This is a genomic window from Emticicia sp. CRIBPO, assembly GCF_009905725.1.
Classification (GTDB): domain Bacteria; phylum Bacteroidota; class Bacteroidia; order Cytophagales; family Spirosomataceae; genus Leadbetterella.
Window position 1 is genome coordinate 480,356 of record NZ_JAAAKV010000002.1, and the last position, 17,046, is coordinate 497,401.

Below are 17,046 nucleotides of genomic sequence, written 5' to 3' on the forward strand. Positions count from 1 at the left end.
TCTGACGAAATGGTTTAAGAGAGCCATCGTGATTTCAGTAAACAATCGGGTTCTGCCCCAATGATCTGAAAGGTTTTTAAACTCAAAGCAGTTATTATGTCAATAAATCCAAAACAGCCATATCCCTATGGCACTTCACAACGAAGCCGGCACAATCACATTGCACCGGCTTCTTAAAAATCTTATCAGAATCCTCAAAACTTAGGTTTCACGCCCATATTCCAGAAAATAAAGGAATAAATATCTGAGGTCATTTCGATGTTCTTTTTGGTGTTGGAGGCTCCGTGCCCTGAATTGACATCGACCCTGATCAGCAAAGGGTTCTTAGAGGATGCCGCTGCTTTTTCCTGCAGCTCAGCTGCATATTTAAACGAGTGGGCAGGCACCACACGGTCGTCATGGTCAGCCGTAGTGATCAGTGTAGCCGGATAATTAACACCTGTTTTGATATTGTGAAGGGGTGAATAAGCCCTTAAGACTTTGAACTCTTCCGCATTATCAGCCGAGCCGTAATCTGCGATCCAGTTCCAGCCGATGGTGAACTTATGAAAACGAAGCATGTCCATCACTCCTACCTGTGGAATGGCTACCTTGGCCAGGTCTGGTCTCTGGTTGACTACCGCACCTACTAAAAGGCCACCATTAGAACCCCCGCGAAGGGCCAGATGCTGATTATCACAATATTTATTGGCCACCAGGTATTCTCCGGCAGCAATGAAGTCATCAAAAACATTCTGCTTTTTAAGTTTCATGCCTTGTTCGTGCCAGCTTTCGCCATATTCGCTTCCTCCCCTGAGGTTGGCCGAGGCATATACGCCACCCTGCTCCAGGAACGGGATCAGCAACGGGCTGAATGACGGGTTAAGGCTGATGTTGAATCCACCGTAGCCATACAGAATGGTCGGATTTTGTCCGTCCAGCTTCAATCCTTTTTTATAGACGATAAACATCGGCACTTTGGTGCCGTCTTTACTGGTATAAAACACCTGCTTGGTCTCAAAATCTGAAGCCTTGAAATCTACCTCCGGATTTCTGAATACATCACTTTTCTTAGTCTTAAATTCATAGGTGAAGATCGTCGGCGGATAAGTGAACGAGGTAAACGTGTAAAATACAAAAGTATCTTCTTTTTCGCCCCCGAAACCTCCGGCTGTTCCCAGGCCCGGTAACTGGATTTCATTTTCCAGCTTACCTGCCAATGAATAAACATAGGCCCTGGTTGTGACGTCTTTCAGATAGGTCAGAATCAGTTTTCCACCCGCACTGCTGACACCCTGAAGCGGTTCTTTTTTCTCAGGAATCAGGTTTTTCCAGGTTTTGGCCGTCAGATCATATGTCTCCACTTTTTCATTGGGAGCACCCTTGCTGGTCTGGATAATAAAGGTTTGGTCTGTATTCTCCACCACTCCGTAAGAGAAGTCTGTGATTTCTTCTACCACCGGAACGAACGTCTTCGAACCTTCCTTACGGTAAAACAGGGCGTTTCCGTCTTTACCCTTACCACGGTCGCTGATGTATAGCAAGGCAAATTTCTCATCTTCTGTAGTACTTACTGTATGAAAACGCTGCGGATTGGCTTTGTCCTCATAGATCAGTTCATCTTTGTCCTGTGAAGTACCGACCTGGTGATAAAATACCTGGTGGTTTTCATTTTTGGCAGCCAGGGCCGAGCCTTCAGGTTTCGGATAACGGCTGTAATAAAATCCTCCCTTCTGCCAGGCCAGGCCTGATATTTTTACCCATTCCAGTTTGTCCGCAAGGGTTTCTTTGGTATCAATATTCATAATAAAAACATCCATCCAGTCGGAGCCACCCTTGGATAAGGCATAGGCTGCGTATTTCCCGTCTTTGGAAATAGAAAAGTTCATCAGACGCGTAGTGCCGTCGGCAGATAATTTATTAGGATCAATCACCAGCTCCGGTGCGGCTTTCAGGCCTTTCTGACGATACAACACCGACTGGTTCTGCAAACCGTCATTTTTCGAGAAGTAAAACCACTCTCCTTTTCTGAAAGGAGCAGAGTATTTGGGATAATTGAAGATTTTTTCGAGCCTTTCCTGGAACTGCTTGCGGTAAGGAATCTGGGAAAGGTAATCAAAGGTGACTTTATTTTGTTCTTTGACCCATTCAGCAGTTTCCGCAGAACGGTCGTCTTCAAGCCAGCGATAAGGGTCTGAGATTTTTGTACCGTTGTAATCGTCTGTATGGTCAATTTTCCTGGTTTGAGGATATTTGTACTGGGCCATTATATTGAATGAAATGCTTAAAAAAAGAACAACGGCAGCGAGCCGGCTAAGATTCCTCCTGAGAATAGTTTTCATAATTTAAATTTATTGATGATTAAGTTTTTGTAAATCTAAAAGGAAATTATCAAAACTGAAAACAGGATTAACACAACACTAGCTGACAGAAATTATTTTAAAGGTTTTGTCCCTGAAACTGAAGCTGTCTCCTTCACTTTTGCCCATCAATACCTCCCCGATAGGCGACTGCGGAGAGATGATCATGATCTTTTGCTGATCAATGGTAGCAACGCCGATGCTGATGGCAATCATAAACCAACCCATGGAGGTCTCCGTCAGGGCTCCGGGTCTGATGATTTTTGTTTCTTCTTCAAATCTGATTTTCTCAAGCATATTTCGTTCTCCTTTGGCCTGATGCAGTTGCATGGCATACATATCCCGGTCGTTCTGAGCCATGGCCCTTCCGGTTTCGTACTTGTCGCCTGCCGAACTTTTCGATTCCCCATTGGCCGAATCCTGTGCGGCCTTTACCGCTTTTTCAGAGGCAAGTATCCTGTTATCAAGGTGTTCGAAGATGAATTCCTTCAGTTTTTCTTTAAAAAATAATTCCATTAGGATTTAAGGGTTTGGCAAAGTTTTTGCACGTATACTGGCTAAATTTATTAATAATGAGTGAAAAAATACAAAAGCAGTTATCCGGTTACGGATTACTCATCCTTCTATTTTCTATTGTCCCGCAGCTGTGTCAGGCCCAGATCAAAGCAGAGTTTGTCAGCGGTTATTACATTACCCTCAGCAAAGATACGATCAAAGCTGATATCTATTTTGAAGATTGGGTCATTTCGCCCTCGCAGATCAAAGTAAAGACGCCCGGCGAGCAGAAAACCCTGACCACGGATGATGTGCTGGGGTTTGGAATCAAAACAAAAACACTGAAAGTCGACTTCACCCCTGTCAGAATGGGGATCAAATACATTCAGTATCCCGATGAAGTGGTTGACTTCGGCAAATCTCCTTATAGTGAAATCGGAGAAACTTCTTTTTTTGCCAAAAACCTGATCATCGGTGAACATGGGTCTCTTTTCCGCATGGTAGATAAATTTGAAAAGGAAAGATTTATATTCGGCAAAAACGGATTCAACACTGAGCTTGAGTATTTCACTTACCTAACCCAAAAGAAAGGCTCTGGCGGTCAGACGTTTCAGTTTGTGTACGACAACTACAAGTCACAGTTAGAATCGCTCTGCAGCGACGCTCCCAAAATGAAAAACAAAACGGCCAAGTATAATGAGCAATCACTGAAAGACTATATACTGGAATACAACCGCTGCTTTTTAGGAAATGTCGTGGAAGTCCAGAAAACAGAAAAGTCTACTTTGAACTTCATTGCAGGTCTTGGTTACGAAAAGACATTTGAATACCTTTCAAATACAGGCTCCGGCATACTTAAGTTTGGCCACACGAACTACCTGCCAAGGATAGAATTCGGAGTCAGGATCAACTTCCCTTATAATTTCAGAAACAACTACGTTGAAATTGATTATAATGTGATGGTTTTAGTCATCAAAGAGAAGTCTGCCGTGAGGGGCATCAATCTGACTTATGGTGGATTTTTAAAAAGTAAAAACAACATACAGCTGGGCTATGCCACAGGAATCACGGAAGGGAAAAACATATTCATAGGCAGTGGACTCGCCTACAAAAAGAAAATCATCCTGGACATTAAATATGGTGTGTACCCTATCAAAGGCACTTTGAGCGGGGTGCTCAAATATGCGATCGGTAAGTGATCAAACTCATTTTTAAAGGTCGATTAACGAATAAAACTTATTCAAAAATTGCATATGTAAGTAAGAAAACATATTTTTGAACACATATACGTCCCTATGCCTGAAAATAAACCTCTCCTAAAAGTCCTAACGGCTTTTATATTCCTATGTGCACTCATTACTTCCGATAATTCTTATGGTCAGAAGGCCTATGAGTACACCCCGGGCTATTATCTGACCTTAAACAAAGACACAGTCAAGGCCGATATCTTTTTTAACTACTGGATTATCTCTCCAAATCAGGTCAGGGTAAAAGATCCGAAATCAGGAGAAGTAAAAGACCTCAGCACCGACATAATAGCAGGTTTTGGTATCAACACAGAAAATATAAAGGTAGACTACCGAAGTCTGAATTATAAGCTCAGGCACATTACTGGTACAAAGGGTTTTATATGGTATGGAGAAAGCCCGTTTTCAGAGATAGAAGAAACAGGTTTCTTTGCTAAAGTTTTAATTTTAGGAAAGCAGGCATCGCTTTTTCAGATGGTTGATAAATATGAAAAAGAGAGATTCTTTTTAGAGAAAGACGGAGTTGTTACTGAACTGGAATCTTACTCCTACCTGATGCAAAAAAGGAATGATAGCCGGCTTTACATGATCAAATCTGAACAATACAAAGTTCATTTAAGCAGCATTTGTAGTGACGCTCCGCAAATGTCAGACAAAGTACCGGCTTATTCCGAAAACGAATTAAAAAATTATGTTTTAAAGTATAACCAGTGTTTTACAGGTGAGGTGATCGAAGTAAAGAAAAGCGAAAAGGCTACGGTAAACTTTGTAATCGGACTAGGCCTTACTGACCGGAATGTCCATCAGACTCCTTTTTCTTCCTTTGGGTCGGAATATAAATCCATTCCTGTCAATCCCTTTCCACTCGCAGAAGTCGGCCTGAGGATAAACTTCCCGGGCACTTTCAAAACCCTTTTTTTTGAAACGGATTTTAATTTAATTCCGAATAATTTTACAAAAAAAGAAATCGGGGGATTCCTTAACCACTTTAATTTCTATTTCGGCAAAACCTTCAGGAACACAAAAAAAGTACAACAACGTCTTTTGTTCGGAGCATCAGAGGGTGCCCAGGGCATTATTCTCGGAACGGGCCTGGTTTTTAAAAAGAAAATGAACCTGAATCTGAAATCTAAAATATACAGAGTGCCTGATGAAAACGAAATCCAGATGCCCATTTTCAGACTTGATCTTACGTTTCATTATGTCCTGTAATCACCACCTCGTCTGGCCTTCGCCTCTGACTACCCATTTCTCGGTGACAAGTTTTTCAAGGGCAAATGGTCCGCGGGCATGGAGTTTCTGTGTAGAAATACCGATTTCAGCACCCAGGCCAAATTGCCCGCCATCCGTAAACCTCGTAGAAACGTTATGATAAACAGCAGCAGCATCCACTTCTGAAAGGAACAATTCAGCTAAATCATGATCTGCTGTAATAATAGCTTCTGAGTGCCGTGAAGAGTACTCCTGGATATGATTAAGGGCATCCTGTGGTCCGGATACTGTTTTAAAGGTAATTTTCTGGTCGAGCCATTCTTTGCCGAAATCTTCCGGTTCGGCTTTATATAATTTCGGGTAACTGTTTTGTTCAAAAACCGCAAAAGAAGCTTCGTCTGCGTAAACCTCAACGCCCCATTTTTCAAAATCAGGAATCAGCAGAGGCACCAGACCTGTCAAAGCGGCCTCATCCACAATGGCACAGTCAAGTGAATTACAAACCGACGGTCTGGAGACCCTGGCATTAACAATGATATCCGCAGCTTGTTTTAAATCTGCAGATTGTTCCACATAAGTATGGCAAACCCCGGCACCGGTTTCAATGGTAGGGATCAGAGAATTTTTCCTGACAAACTGGATGAGCGAATCAGAACCCCGCGGAATAATAATGTCTACAAAACGGGTGGCCGTCAGCATTTCGTTGAGATACTTCCTGTCTGCAGGCAAAAGTAAAACCACCTCTTTAGCAATCCCGAAATCTGTCAGCACTTCATGGATCAGTCCCACGAGACATTCGTTGGAAAACAAAGCTTCTTTTCCACCTTTAAGCACACAGGCGTTTCCTGACCTGAGACAAAGCGAGGCCACATCAACCGTTACATTCGGCCGGGACTCATAGATAACACCCACTACCCCTAAAGGCACCGCGATCTTTTGAAGGGCAAGACCATTCTGAAGCTTCTTTTCCATCAGGATTTTCCCTGCCGGGTCTTCCAGTTCAGCCACCTGCCTTAAAGAATCTGCCAGTTCCAGGATACGTTTTTTATCCAAAAGCAAGCGGTCGTATTTGGAGTCTTGCGGATCCATCAGGTCCAGGTCTTTTTTATTCTCGCTGATGATCAGCTCAACATTTGCTTCAATTTTTGCAGCAAGATTGCTCAGCAAAACCGTCTTTTCTTCTGCACTCAATCGCCTGATTTCTGCTGCTGCCTTGTAAGTTTGTTCCAAAAGAGGAAAAATGCTCTCCATAAAATTATTGATAAACCGCAAAATTGGCGATTCATTCCGGATTATGCTACCCGTTTTGTTAAAATAATGTTTAACCGACCATTAAAAACCCTGTACCTTCAGCCACTCGCCGAATCTTTCGATCCACTGATCGGTCGGCAGATTTTGTTTTCGCATCCCAAAACCGTGTCCGCCTTTCGCATAAATGTGAAGTTCCGCAGGCTTTTTCGCCGCAATCCAGTCATTATAAAGATTGGAACTATGGGTAGCCAAACCCAACTGGTCATCTGAAGCCGCACAGATGAATATGGGAGGGGCGTCTTTCTGAATCGTTTTCTCAGTGAGAATACCCATGTAAGCATAAACCGGTGCTGAAAAATCCGGACGGCTGTCTGCAGTATAACCGAAAGTAACACCCATGGTGATCGTTCCTCCCGCCGAAAAGCCCATAAATCCGATTTTTTTAGGATTGAGTCGAAATTCCCCGGCATGTGACCTGACATACTTCATGGCTTGCAGACCATCATTAATGGCCAGTGCAACAACCGGGGCACTTTCCTTGTCAAGACTTCCGCTATTCATTTTGGCAAGAAACTCCTGCACTGGATCATTCGTAAGACAATGGACCAGGCGATATTTTAAAACAAATGCCGCAATGCCTCTTTCATTCAGCCATTTGGCGACATCAATGCCTTCACTGTCAATGGAAAGATTATGAAAACCACCTCCCGGGGCTATGATGACGGCTGTGCCCGTAGCTTTGGCCGGATCCGGCAAATAGGCCGTGATCGTAGGTCTGGATACATTATAGACTACCCTGGTATTGAACAGGTTCTTATTGTTTTCTTTTTCATCCCAGGTCCATGACTCGGAACCGGGGGCTTTGCCCGGATACAAAGCAATAACCTGCTGGGCAGAGAGACCCGTGGCATACAAAAGCAACAGGGCAATGATTTTAACAGAACTGTTTTTCATGGGTAATGATCATTTTAAGGTAACAGGAATATCATTTAAGAATGACCGCCTCTGTACTTTTAAGCTTTTTCGCATCTTCAGGACTGATTTTCCAGTTTTTGTTAAAACTGGAAGCCGAAAGAGCCTCCGGTTTATCTTTCTCAAAAAGGACCCAGTCGCCAAAAGCTGCGAGGTTTCCTGCCGGAAGCGGACTGCTCAAAGCCGCAAAAGGATGATTATTCTGAACTTTGTGTTCCCACCAGGGCAGGCCAGAATTGACCAGTACATACTTTTTACCTATCGGAAAAACATAAGCCAGCCCATTGGTTTCCAGCTTATCTTCCTTGAGTTCCATAGGGAGCTGATCACCAAACTTCGCAATTAATGTATTCGTTTTAGCCGTACCAAACAAAACCAGGTGAGATCTTTCAATGTCATTGGGTCTTACTTCGCGATCACTCAAAACCCTTGGAAACACCATCACCCTGCCTAAAAAATCACCACGTGAGTACGACCATTCAGCGGCTTTCTGAGCCACAGCCTGCCGCCTGGCCAGTTCATCCTTGCCGGGATTTCCACCAGTGCCATAGACATAAATATGGCGGTCAGAAACTACTTCAAACATGGGTCCTTCTGAGCCACTTGTTTTCCTCAGGCCGGGTGTCTCGATTTCAATTACCTGCCACGAGCTTCCCGAACGGCTGATCACATGACCGGCCTTCAATTCGGCAAACGAAAGCACCTGTCCGTCAACATTGATGGTTACTTTTTGCTTCGGACTGAAAGAAGGGTGATTGGTAAGGTCCAGAGAAAAAGCATCCACATTTTCTGTTTTGATCACCAGGTTATTTTTACCTTCAAAACCTGCTTCTATTTTAGCGGTATTACCTTTCTTGAAATCTTCTATTTTAAGCCAGAAAGCCGTATTATACTTGTGCATGGCCGTCGAAAGCTTCACTTTCTCAGGATACGGATTCCTTTTAAATTTCGAGAACCAGGTAAAAACATTCCCGTTGTCGTAAGCATTTACCCAGCTGTCATGCAACACGCCGGGATATTCCACATACTCCACCTGCGAGCCGGCACTTTTAAAGTCCTCCACCAGTTTCCGTGTTCCTTCCGGCTTAACCACCGGGTCTGCTCCGCCCTGGAAAAAGTGAACCGGGTAATTGAAAGCATTGCCGATATATTTTTCAACCCCTGCAGGTGCGGCAGGACATACCGGGGCGATAGCCGCCCAGAAATCAGGCCTTGTCAGACCCAGCCACAAAGTGCCGCCGCCTCCCATTGACAAGCCTGTCAGATAAGTGCGATCGGGGTCAATGCTAAATCTGGATTTCACATCGGCAATCATGTCCCAGACATCTTTTTCTGCCACGCCCTGGTAGCCCATGGTGCCTCTGGCCAGCGGTGTGGCCACAATATATTCCACGTCTTTCCATTCAGGGAAATACAAACTCGCTTCCACATCATTTTCACCCTCGAAATTACTCTTCCCAAATACCCTTCTCATGGCCAGCCTGTGATTGGAGCCTGCTCCGTGGAGCATCACCACAAAAGGATAAGACTTTTTGGGGTTATAGTTTTTAGGAACATAACACGTGTAAGGTTGCTCCGTATCATCCACGTCAGAATGAAAACTCAGCACCTGTGGGCCAGACTTGATCATTTGTGCCTGGGCGGCAGAAGCAAAAGAAATAAACAACAAAAATTTAAGCCATTTCATAAACATAATTGACAGATTAAAACCATTACGGGCAAATACAATATTAACTTATTCGCGGACAAAAAGAAAACATCCTTATCAATTTATCCTGACAGGATAATGGTCATCATGCCGTTCCTGCATCCTGCCCTCTGATTTGTATAAATTCAAAAAAAATAATACTTTGCAGGTAAATAACCGGCTCTTGTTCTGACGGTTTACAACCAATATTCAACCCTCATAAAAAATGAATTATCTTAACCGCAGGAATTTCCTCAAAATCACAGGAATTACCACTTCTCTGAGCCTTCTTCCCGATCTGAGCTTCGGGCAAAATGATGAAGTTATCATGGGTCACAACACTCATAAATACAGGGTTGTTCCGGGATGGGGCATACTTGACGCCGGTAAAAACCCTGTGAACGACTGCCATGAGATGGTTGAAGATGCCAAAGGACGTTTGATACTACTCACCAATGAAATCAAAAACAATGTCCTGATTTACGACAAATCGGGCAAACTGCTGGAATCATGGGGCAATTCATATCCCGGAGGGCATGGCCTCACCCTTTTCAACGAAGGGGCTGAGCAATTTCTGTTGATTTGCGATACAGACAGGCACCAGGTCATCAAAACCGATTTAAAAGGAAAAGAAATATTCAAGATAGAGTATCCGAAAGAAACCGGGAAGTATGACTACCCTACCCAGTTTAAACCGACTGAGACCGCTGTTAATCCGTTAAACGGAGATATTTATGTCGTAGACGGATATGGACTCAACTATGTGGTACAATACGATTCAAAAGGAAAATATATCAGGCACTGGGGAGGCTACGGCGACGAAAACGGCCAGTTCAAGTGCAACCATGGTGTAGTAGTGGACCTCAGGAATCCGCAAAAACCGACTTTGATCGTTACCTCAAGAATAGATAACTGCTGGAAGAGGTTCACCCTTGACGGTAAATACCTTTCGACCATCCCTTTACCCGGCACTTTCATTTGCCGCCCGGTTATTAAAGGGGATTATCTTTACGGTGCAGCCTACAGATCAACCCAGGGGGATTATCCAAACTCAGGATACCTTCAGATCCTGGATAAAAACGACAAAGTGGTTTCCAGCCCGGGAGCCTCAGAACCGACTTTTACAGATGGTAAACTTCTGGAACAAAGAAAGCTTGATCCTGCTAAAATATTCATGCATCCGCATGACGTTTGTGTGGACTCAGATCAGAATCTTTATGTGGCTCAGTGGGCTTCTAAAAAGACCTACCCTGTCAAACTGGAAAGAATCGCATAACATATTTTTACAGGTTCAAAAGTTGAGTTCATTATGCCTGCGGCTTAAGGGGTTGTTTTGCATACTTCCGGACAAGCACTTTAAATCATATTTCCATCAAATTAAATTTGGTTATTTTTACCTATATAAGTTTTTAGTTTCTAATTTTGAGAAAAAACCCAAACTATGTTTGTATTATCGGAATCGAACTCAATTGCCAATCATTTTCTTGCCGAACTAAGAGACAAAGACATTCAGAAGGATGCTTTCAGGTTCAGAAAAAACCTCGAAAGACTCGGTGAATTATTTGCCTACGAAATTTCAAAGACCCTCACCTACAGAAATAATTCGGTAGAGAGTCCTCTGGGCAAAAAAGATGTTTCTTTATTGGGCGATTACCCCGTTCTGGTTACCATCATGAGGGCGGGTTTGCCGCTCCATCAGGGGCTTTTGAATTTTTTCGATAAATCTGAGAACGGGTTCATCGGAGCCTACAGGGGTTTACATGATACCAAAGACCACTTTGAAATCGAAATGGATTATATCAGCAGCCCGAGTATACAAGGCAAAACCCTGATCATCTGCGATCCGATGCTGGCCACCGGCAAATCTATCGAAAAAGCTTATCATGCCATGCTGAGATATGGTATTCCTTCCAGAACACACATTGTTTCTGTCGTAGCCAGTCAGAGAGGTATCAGGTTTATCAATGCCAGGATGCCTGAATGCAGGATATGGGTAGGAGACATCGACGATGAACTTAATTCAAAATCATATATTGTACCGGGTCTTGGTGACGCCGGTGATCTTGCTTTTGGCCCTAAAAATTAAAAAATAAACCCTATTATAATGAATGTGACGACCGAAAAATCGGATCTGCAACACCTCTTCAGCCTGCCTGTTATTGTAGCAGCCCTGGGATACTTTGTAGATATTTATGACTTACAACTCTTCGGTATTGTAAGAATCCCCAGCCTCGAAAGTCTGGGCCTGAACAAAGAACAAGTAGATTCCATAGGAACTGCTATCCTCAATTACCAGATGATCGGTCTCCTGCTCGGCGGACTGCTCTGGGGGGTACTGGGAGATAAAAAAGGAAGACTTTCCGTTTTATTCGGATCTATCATTACCTACTCGCTTGCCAATGTCGCCTGCGGAATGATCCCGCACATTGAGTTTATGGACAAAATAGTAGCCTACAAGTGGTTGAGATTTATCGCCGGTGTCGGATTAGCCGGTGAATTGGGTGCTGGAATCACACTGGTTTCGGAAGTCCTCCCCAAAAGACTCAGGGCCATAGGTACTTCATTGGTGGCCGGTATCGGGCTTCTGGGGGCTGTGGTGGGCACATTTACAGTAAAGTTGTCAGGTGACTGGACCATCGCTTACTATATCGGTGGTGGAATGGGCTTTGCCTTGTTGTTATTGCGTGTAGGGGTTATTGAATCCGGCATGTATAAAAGCATTACCCAAAATCATGAGATATCAAGGGGTAATTTCTTCGCCTTCTTTACCAACAAAGAGCGTTTCATTAAATACATCAAATGCATAGGCATAGGTCTGCCTACCTGGTATTGTATCGGAATCCTGGCTTATATGAGTAACCAGTTTGGAGAGGCCCTGGGCATTCCTGAAAAAATAGAGCCCGGACTCACCATCATGTGGGCATACATTGGTATATCTGCGGGAGACTTTTTAAGTGGTATCATCAGCCATACCCTGCAATCCCGTAAAAAAGCTATTTTCTATATGATGGCTTTCTCTCTGGTCATTGTGGTTATTTACCTGTTCGGAGGAATCAAAACAGCCAATGGCCTATATGCCCTGGCTTGCTGCTTTGGTTTAGGCACCGGATACTGGGCTATGTTTGTCACTGTGGGAGCGGAACAGTTTGGCACCAACCTGAGGGCTACAGCAGCCACCACAGTACCCAATATGGTAAGAGGGGCATTGGTGGGTATGACGACTTTGTTTACTTACCTGAAGCCCGGTATGGGCGTTATTTATGCCGGTGCTATAGTGGCCGCTGTATCTTACCTTATCGGTTTCTACAGTACGCTCACCATACCGGAAACCCATAACAAAGACCTGGATTACCTGGAAGAATAAATCTTTAACGTAGATACAAATTGTACCCCGTCCTATGTCATCCGGGCACCAGCCCAGATTTTCACGGACGGGGTTTCTTTTTCTCTGCTTATCTATTTCAAAAATGGCTTGCTTGGTTATATTGTCTCCTTCTTCCTTTCTCCCTCCCAAAAAATAAAAAAAGGGCTCGAAAACAAACGTCTCCGGCCCTTCTGGGTTTTTAGTTTAGGTTAATTAATATTGAGCTTTGGCTGTTTGTTTAACTCACTGAGATAGAAAGTCAGAGCAGTTGCCAAAATGAAGTATATGATCAATGAAGGTTTTATCAAAGGAGAGCCGGCCACCATTTCCTGCCAGATGCCGGAGAATGAAAACAAGTAAATCCCAAGGCCGTTTCTGAAGAATTCATACCTCCAGGCATTGGGGTTTTTATCCATAAATTCGGTATAACTGTAAACACTCAGGTATACAAATGCCCCGAAACTGAGCACAGCAGGTAAGTTGCCGGGAGTTTTAAGCATGCCGATATTCAGATACAACAGCACAACAAGTCCCAATACAAAAAAGAACTGAACCCAGGCCCAGGCTTTTGCACCGTTTGACAACTCGGGGTTATATTTCTGATAGTTGTACAAATCTGTTATTTTCTTCACAGGATACTGACTTTCGACATCTGCCGGTCTCCATCCGGTAGGCATAAACCATATCCTGAATTTATCACGGATACTTTCAGTCCGGAAAGCATCCTTAATCAGCAAAAAAAGGTGCTGAAAATTAATTTTGATCGGATTCCATGTGTCTGAGGGGCGGGTAATGCCATAAACGGGCTTAACGTCATCCAGTTCTTCCTGAAAAGTACCAAACCATTTATCCCAGAAAATGAATATCTGTCCGTGGTTCTTATCCAGGTACTCCGGGTTAATGGAGTGATGCACCCTGTGATGCGAAGGCGTAACAATAATATGTTCCAGAAAGCCCATCTTCCCGATGTAAACAGTGTGATACCAAAACTGAGCGAAAAGATGAAGCGGTGCAATGATTGCAATGGTCTGGGCAGGCACTCCGAATAAGGCCGCAGGAATCAGGAAGAAAGTAAAAATATTAACGAAAGTAGAAATGCTTTGTCTGAGGGCACAAGCCAGGTTAAACTCTTCACTGCTGTGATGGATGGCATGTTTATTCCAGAAAAAATTGATTTGATGGCTGAGTCTGTGAATCCAGTATCCCGCAAAATCAAGGGCAAAGAAAGCAATGATAACTACCCAAACATTGGATTTAATATGAAAAACAGCAATGTGATCCACAAGCCAGCCGTAGGTAAGAATGGTAAAACTCAGTCCAAGAACATCCTTAAGAGAATTTGTGACACCGGAACTCAGACTTGAGATCGTGTCCATAGATCTGAACGGATCACGCCTGAACCAGTAACCATACAATTTCTCAGCCAACACCAATCCTAAAAAGACCGGCATTGCAACCAACAAGATCCGTGCGTAAGTCTCCATTTATTATGCTTGCATACTATCAACTCCACAAAGATAGCTATTCTTTAAATAATTAAAAAAATTATTAACTAAATCTTATTCCTGAAATTTTTAGAATATTTTTCCAGACTCTTTATAGAATTCAGGATTTTATCAATACGTAAGAAAACAAAAAATAGTCTGGTCTTCTGTAAAAAACCAGACTATCACAAAGTCTTAATAATAAAGCAGCTAACTGCTCAGATTTCCACTTCCCACGACTGCCGGAAGGTTTGTCCGGCCGCTAAATGGTTTATTCCCTCCTTTTGTGTCAGTTCCTGGTTATGATTTGCCGCATCTGCAATGCCGCACCAGGGCTCCAGACATACAAAATCAGCATCTTTTGCCGCCCAGATCCCAAAATAAGGAAACCCTTTAAAGCTGAACTTCAGCCTTGCATCCGTCTTATCTGATTGAATACTGATAGATTCTGATTTCAATCCCTTAAAAACAAGAGCATCTTCATAAAACAATGATTTTGTAAGAGGTAGCTTATCGGATGATTCGTGAAAACTGACAGCACTTTCCAATGTCAACCCTTCTGCGTTCAACGGCCACTTTAAAAACTCCTCCGGCTTTTCAAATGCCAGGTAATAATCTTCATAAGTGGTTCCTGCAGCAACCGGTACCTTAAAAGCCGGGTGGCCTCCGACAGAAAACCACAGGGCAGAACCCGAAGGATTGCTGACCTGGTAAGTAACCGTCAGTTTATGACTATTCAATTCATAAATAAGCCTCAGTTCAAATTCGAAAGGATAAACTTCGAGACTGGTCTCATCACTTTTCAGTAAAAAAACAACCCTCTCGCCGGTTTGCTCTTCTACCTCAAACACCTTCTCACGGGCAAAACCATGTCTTCCAAGCGAATAAGACTTACCTTCATAATGATAAGCATTTCCCTTTAACCCTCCGACTATCGGAAAAAGCACCGGGGAGGTTTTAGCCCAGAAAGCAGGGTCGGCACTCCACATCATTTCGGTCTGGTTCTCTTTTTTAAATAAAGAAACCAGCTCAGCTCCCAAAGGCTTGATTTTCGCCTCAATTATATCATTCTCAAGTTTTATCATTTGCAATTCTGTTTTAACAAAAATAGCGGATAAGATCATTTTATTTCAACAGATCATCATTTAAAACCTCATAATTTCTTCTATTTTTGTAAGAATCTAATATCATAAGTAATGACGATCGAAGAAGCACAAAAAACAGTGGACGGCTGGGTGAATACCATTGGGGTCAGATATTTCAGTGAACTCACCAACATGGCCATCCTGACAGAAGAAGTGGGTGAAGTAGCCAGGATCATGTCCAGAAGATACGGAGACCAATCTGAAAAGGAATCTGATAAAAATAAAGACCTGGGAGACGAGATGGCTGATGTTCTCTTTGTGCTGATTTGCCTGGCCAATCAGACAGGAATTGATCTCACGGAAGCTTTCAGAAAAAACCTGCAAAAGAAGACTGAAAGAGATTTTGACCGGCATAAAAACAACGCCAAGTTAGCCTGAAACCATATGACCCGGATACTCACCAGTTCGTTCAGACTTGTTAACCTCAAAGCAGTTTTGTTTATCTATTCAGTGCTATTGATACTGGCCCTGTTGATTGCCGTTCCTTTCTATTTCACGATACTCAGCCAGGCAGGGCATTCCATGGCACCCGACAAGTTGGTACCAGACTTTGAGTTCTCTGTTTTTTCAGATTTTATGAGACAAAGCGGCAAGGCCTTCAGGCCTTTTTTCTTTTTCTCTGTGATCCTGAGCTTAGCTTTTATGATGGTCCAGGTATTTTTTTCGGGAGGTTTGGTCTCAGATCTTCAAAAAGCGGATAAGGTATTCAATCTAAAGGTATTTTCAGGAAATTCGCTGGCCCTATTTCCAAAATATGCCGGATTATTTTTCCTCCAGTTAACTTACCTGCTTCTTTCAACGCTCGTGTTTGTACTCTTACTTTTTATTTTTCTTAGTTTCAGTACCGATGGCAATGAACTCACTTACGTCTATCTGAGTATCATACCACTAGCCTTCATATCTGTTGCGGCCAGTTTTATAATGACGGGCAACGAGTATGCCAAAAACCTGATCTCCCAACATCAATACTTAAGTCCGCTTTCTGCCCTTCATTCGGCCTTCAGTTATGTATTCCGTCATTTAAAAACCATCTTACTTTTCTGGATAATACTTGGTGGCTTGTTGCTTACAGGAGTGATATATCTTTTTTCTGATGCCATGATAGGTATGAGTTCTACGGTTACCATAGTGATTATGGTTATTCTTCAGCAATGTTTCATAGTTGCCCGGATATTCTTCAAAACCTGGTCGTTAGCTGCAGCCGCGGAATTCCTCAAGGCCGAACCCGTAACAGTTCCTCAAAAAATTGAGTTACCTGAAGAAAGCCCTGAGTAAACTTTCGGCCGCCATTTGATGTTAATCTGATACAATGGAAGAACTAATAGTTAATAAAGTAGCCGCCAGCGGCTTGATTACCCTTGATCTCGAAGATTTTTATCATCCGGGCGAAAGAGTTGTATATGATCTCAAAGACAACCTGTTTATGGGGATGATATTAAAAGAAAAAGACTTCAGGGAGTTCCTTAAGCAGCATGACTGGAGTCAGTATGATGGTAAAAACGTCGCCATTATTTGCTCGGAAGACGCCATTATCCCTACCTGGGCTTATATGCTCATGGCGGTCCATCTTGAAGCCCATGCCCATATTTTTGTTTTCGGCGACCTGAAAGACCTTGAAAATAAATTGTATGAAGAGGCTTTAAAAGGAATCAATTTTGAAGATTATACCGATCTCAGAGTGGTCGTAAAAGGCTGCAGCAAAGTAGAAGTACCTGTTTCTGTTTATGTCGAAATATCGAGGAGACTTAAGCCCTTTGTCAAGAGCTTAATGTTCGGGGAGCCCTGCAGCACCGTACCGCTGTACAAAAGAAAATAACATTACCTGTGATAAAAATGAAAAAGCCTCAGAG

Annotated in this window: 15 protein-coding genes; 8 read left to right on the forward strand and 7 right to left on the reverse strand. The window is 43.1% G+C overall.

Going from position 1 to position 17,046, the window contains the following annotated elements:
* Positions 1–194 precede the first annotated feature (194 nt).
* Positions 195–2,246, reverse strand: coding sequence for a prolyl oligopeptidase family protein (locus GVN16_RS05980; RefSeq protein WP_166563127.1), 2,052 nt, complete (start codon positions 2,244–2,246; stop codon positions 195–197).
* A 153-nt stretch (positions 2,247–2,399) separates the two neighbouring features.
* Positions 2,400–2,855, reverse strand: coding sequence for a GreA/GreB family elongation factor (locus tag GVN16_RS05985; protein ID WP_166562937.1), 456 nt, complete (start codon positions 2,853–2,855; stop codon positions 2,400–2,402).
* Between the two features lie 56 nt (positions 2,856–2,911).
* Here GVN16_RS05985 and GVN16_RS05990 point away from each other — a divergent pair, with 56 nt between their 5' ends.
* Positions 2,912–4,033 carry a hypothetical protein gene (locus GVN16_RS05990; protein ID WP_166562938.1) on the forward strand — a complete coding sequence of 374 codons (1,122 nt, stop codon included), beginning with the start codon at positions 2,912–2,914 and terminating at the stop codon, positions 4,031–4,033.
* A gap of 96 nt (positions 4,034–4,129) precedes the next feature.
* Positions 4,130–5,293, forward strand: coding sequence for a hypothetical protein (locus GVN16_RS05995; RefSeq protein WP_166562939.1), 1,164 nt, complete (start codon positions 4,130–4,132; stop codon positions 5,291–5,293).
* On the opposite strand, the gene GVN16_RS06000 is transcribed toward GVN16_RS05995, so the two are convergent.
* The 3 genes from GVN16_RS06000 to GVN16_RS06010 form a co-directional block, all read right to left on the reverse strand.
* On the reverse strand, positions 5,294–6,544 hold the full coding sequence (locus GVN16_RS06000) for a glutamate-5-semialdehyde dehydrogenase (protein ID WP_166562940.1): 1,251 nt from the start codon (positions 6,542–6,544) through the stop codon (positions 5,294–5,296).
* A gap of 81 nt (positions 6,545–6,625) precedes the next feature.
* Positions 6,626–7,498, reverse strand: a complete 873-nt coding sequence (locus tag GVN16_RS06005) for an alpha/beta hydrolase (RefSeq protein WP_166562941.1) — start codon at positions 7,496–7,498, stop codon at positions 6,626–6,628.
* Between the two features lie 31 nt (positions 7,499–7,529).
* Positions 7,530–9,203 (reverse strand): alpha/beta hydrolase-fold protein, encoded by a 1,674-nt coding sequence (locus tag GVN16_RS06010; RefSeq protein ID WP_229244062.1) that lies wholly within the window; start codon positions 9,201–9,203, stop codon positions 7,530–7,532.
* A 226-nt stretch (positions 9,204–9,429) separates the two neighbouring features.
* Between GVN16_RS06010 and GVN16_RS06015 the strand changes: the two genes are divergently transcribed.
* The 3 genes from GVN16_RS06015 to GVN16_RS06025 all read left to right on the forward strand — a co-directional run bounded on the left by GVN16_RS06015 (position 9,430) and on the right by GVN16_RS06025 (position 12,567).
* Positions 9,430–10,479 carry a 6-bladed beta-propeller gene (locus tag GVN16_RS06015; protein ID WP_166562943.1) on the forward strand — a complete coding sequence of 350 codons (1,050 nt, stop codon included), beginning with the start codon at positions 9,430–9,432 and terminating at the stop codon, positions 10,477–10,479.
* A gap of 165 nt (positions 10,480–10,644) precedes the next feature.
* Positions 10,645–11,289 (forward strand): uracil phosphoribosyltransferase, encoded by a 645-nt coding sequence (upp, locus tag GVN16_RS06020; RefSeq protein WP_166562944.1) that lies wholly within the window; start codon positions 10,645–10,647, stop codon positions 11,287–11,289.
* Between the two features lie 18 nt (positions 11,290–11,307).
* On the forward strand, positions 11,308–12,567 hold the full coding sequence (locus GVN16_RS06025) for an MFS transporter (RefSeq protein WP_166562945.1): 1,260 nt from the start codon (positions 11,308–11,310) through the stop codon (positions 12,565–12,567).
* Between the two features lie 209 nt (positions 12,568–12,776).
* On the opposite strand, the gene GVN16_RS06030 is transcribed toward GVN16_RS06025, so the two are convergent.
* Both GVN16_RS06030 and GVN16_RS06035 read right to left on the reverse strand, forming a co-directional pair.
* On the reverse strand, positions 12,777–14,051 hold the full coding sequence (locus GVN16_RS06030; RefSeq protein WP_166562946.1) for a sterol desaturase family protein: 1,275 nt from the start codon (positions 14,049–14,051) through the stop codon (positions 12,777–12,779).
* A 218-nt stretch (positions 14,052–14,269) separates the two neighbouring features.
* Positions 14,270–15,136 (reverse strand): aldose 1-epimerase family protein, encoded by an 867-nt coding sequence (locus GVN16_RS06035; RefSeq protein WP_166562947.1) that lies wholly within the window; start codon positions 15,134–15,136, stop codon positions 14,270–14,272.
* A 111-nt stretch (positions 15,137–15,247) separates the two neighbouring features.
* Here GVN16_RS06035 and GVN16_RS06040 point away from each other — a divergent pair, with 111 nt between their 5' ends.
* From GVN16_RS06040 to GVN16_RS06050, 3 genes are read left to right on the forward strand one after another with little or no spacing between them, the layout of a single operon-like run.
* Positions 15,248–15,574, forward strand: a complete 327-nt coding sequence (locus GVN16_RS06040) for a nucleotide pyrophosphohydrolase (protein ID WP_166562948.1) — start codon at positions 15,248–15,250, stop codon at positions 15,572–15,574.
* A 6-nt stretch (positions 15,575–15,580) separates the two neighbouring features.
* Positions 15,581–16,471 (forward strand): hypothetical protein, encoded by an 891-nt coding sequence (locus GVN16_RS06045; protein ID WP_166562949.1) that lies wholly within the window; start codon positions 15,581–15,583, stop codon positions 16,469–16,471.
* A gap of 34 nt (positions 16,472–16,505) precedes the next feature.
* Positions 16,506–17,012, forward strand: coding sequence for a DUF2480 family protein (locus GVN16_RS06050; protein WP_166562950.1), 507 nt, complete (start codon positions 16,506–16,508; stop codon positions 17,010–17,012).
* Positions 17,013–17,046 lie beyond the last annotated feature (34 nt).

What these genes read in the sequence shown, in the direction of transcription:
- upp (WP_166562944.1), top strand. Translation starts at nt 10,645, where the DNA reads ATGTTTGTATTATCGGAATCGAACTCAATTGCCAATCATTTTCTTGCC.
- GVN16_RS06005 (WP_166562941.1), bottom strand. Translation starts at nt 7,498, where the DNA reads ATGAAAAACAGTTCTGTTAAAATCATTGCCCTGTTGCTTTTGTATGCC.
- GVN16_RS05985 (WP_166562937.1), bottom strand. Translation starts at nt 2,855, where the DNA reads ATGGAATTATTTTTTAAAGAAAAACTGAAGGAATTCATCTTCGAACAC.
- GVN16_RS06035 (WP_166562947.1), bottom strand. Translation starts at nt 15,136, where the DNA reads ATGATAAAACTTGAGAATGATATAATTGAGGCGAAAATCAAGCCTTTG.
- GVN16_RS06030 (WP_166562946.1), bottom strand. Translation starts at nt 14,051, where the DNA reads ATGGAGACTTACGCACGGATCTTGTTGGTTGCAATGCCGGTCTTTTTA.
- GVN16_RS05990 (WP_166562938.1), top strand. Translation starts at nt 2,912, where the DNA reads ATGAGTGAAAAAATACAAAAGCAGTTATCCGGTTACGGATTACTCATC.
- GVN16_RS06000 (WP_166562940.1), bottom strand. Translation starts at nt 6,544, where the DNA reads ATGGAGAGCATTTTTCCTCTTTTGGAACAAACTTACAAGGCAGCAGCA.
- GVN16_RS05980 (WP_166563127.1), bottom strand. Translation starts at nt 2,246, where the DNA reads ATGGCCCAGTACAAATATCCTCAAACCAGGAAAATTGACCATACAGAC.
- GVN16_RS06045 (WP_166562949.1), top strand. Translation starts at nt 15,581, where the DNA reads ATGACCCGGATACTCACCAGTTCGTTCAGACTTGTTAACCTCAAAGCA.
- GVN16_RS05995 (WP_166562939.1), top strand. Translation starts at nt 4,130, where the DNA reads ATGCCTGAAAATAAACCTCTCCTAAAAGTCCTAACGGCTTTTATATTC.
- GVN16_RS06025 (WP_166562945.1), top strand. Translation starts at nt 11,308, where the DNA reads ATGAATGTGACGACCGAAAAATCGGATCTGCAACACCTCTTCAGCCTG.
- GVN16_RS06040 (WP_166562948.1), top strand. Translation starts at nt 15,248, where the DNA reads ATGACGATCGAAGAAGCACAAAAAACAGTGGACGGCTGGGTGAATACC.
- GVN16_RS06015 (WP_166562943.1), top strand. Translation starts at nt 9,430, where the DNA reads ATGAATTATCTTAACCGCAGGAATTTCCTCAAAATCACAGGAATTACC.
- GVN16_RS06010 (WP_229244062.1), bottom strand. Translation starts at nt 9,203, where the DNA reads ATGAAATGGCTTAAATTTTTGTTGTTTATTTCTTTTGCTTCTGCCGCC.
- GVN16_RS06050 (WP_166562950.1), top strand. Translation starts at nt 16,506, where the DNA reads ATGGAAGAACTAATAGTTAATAAAGTAGCCGCCAGCGGCTTGATTACC.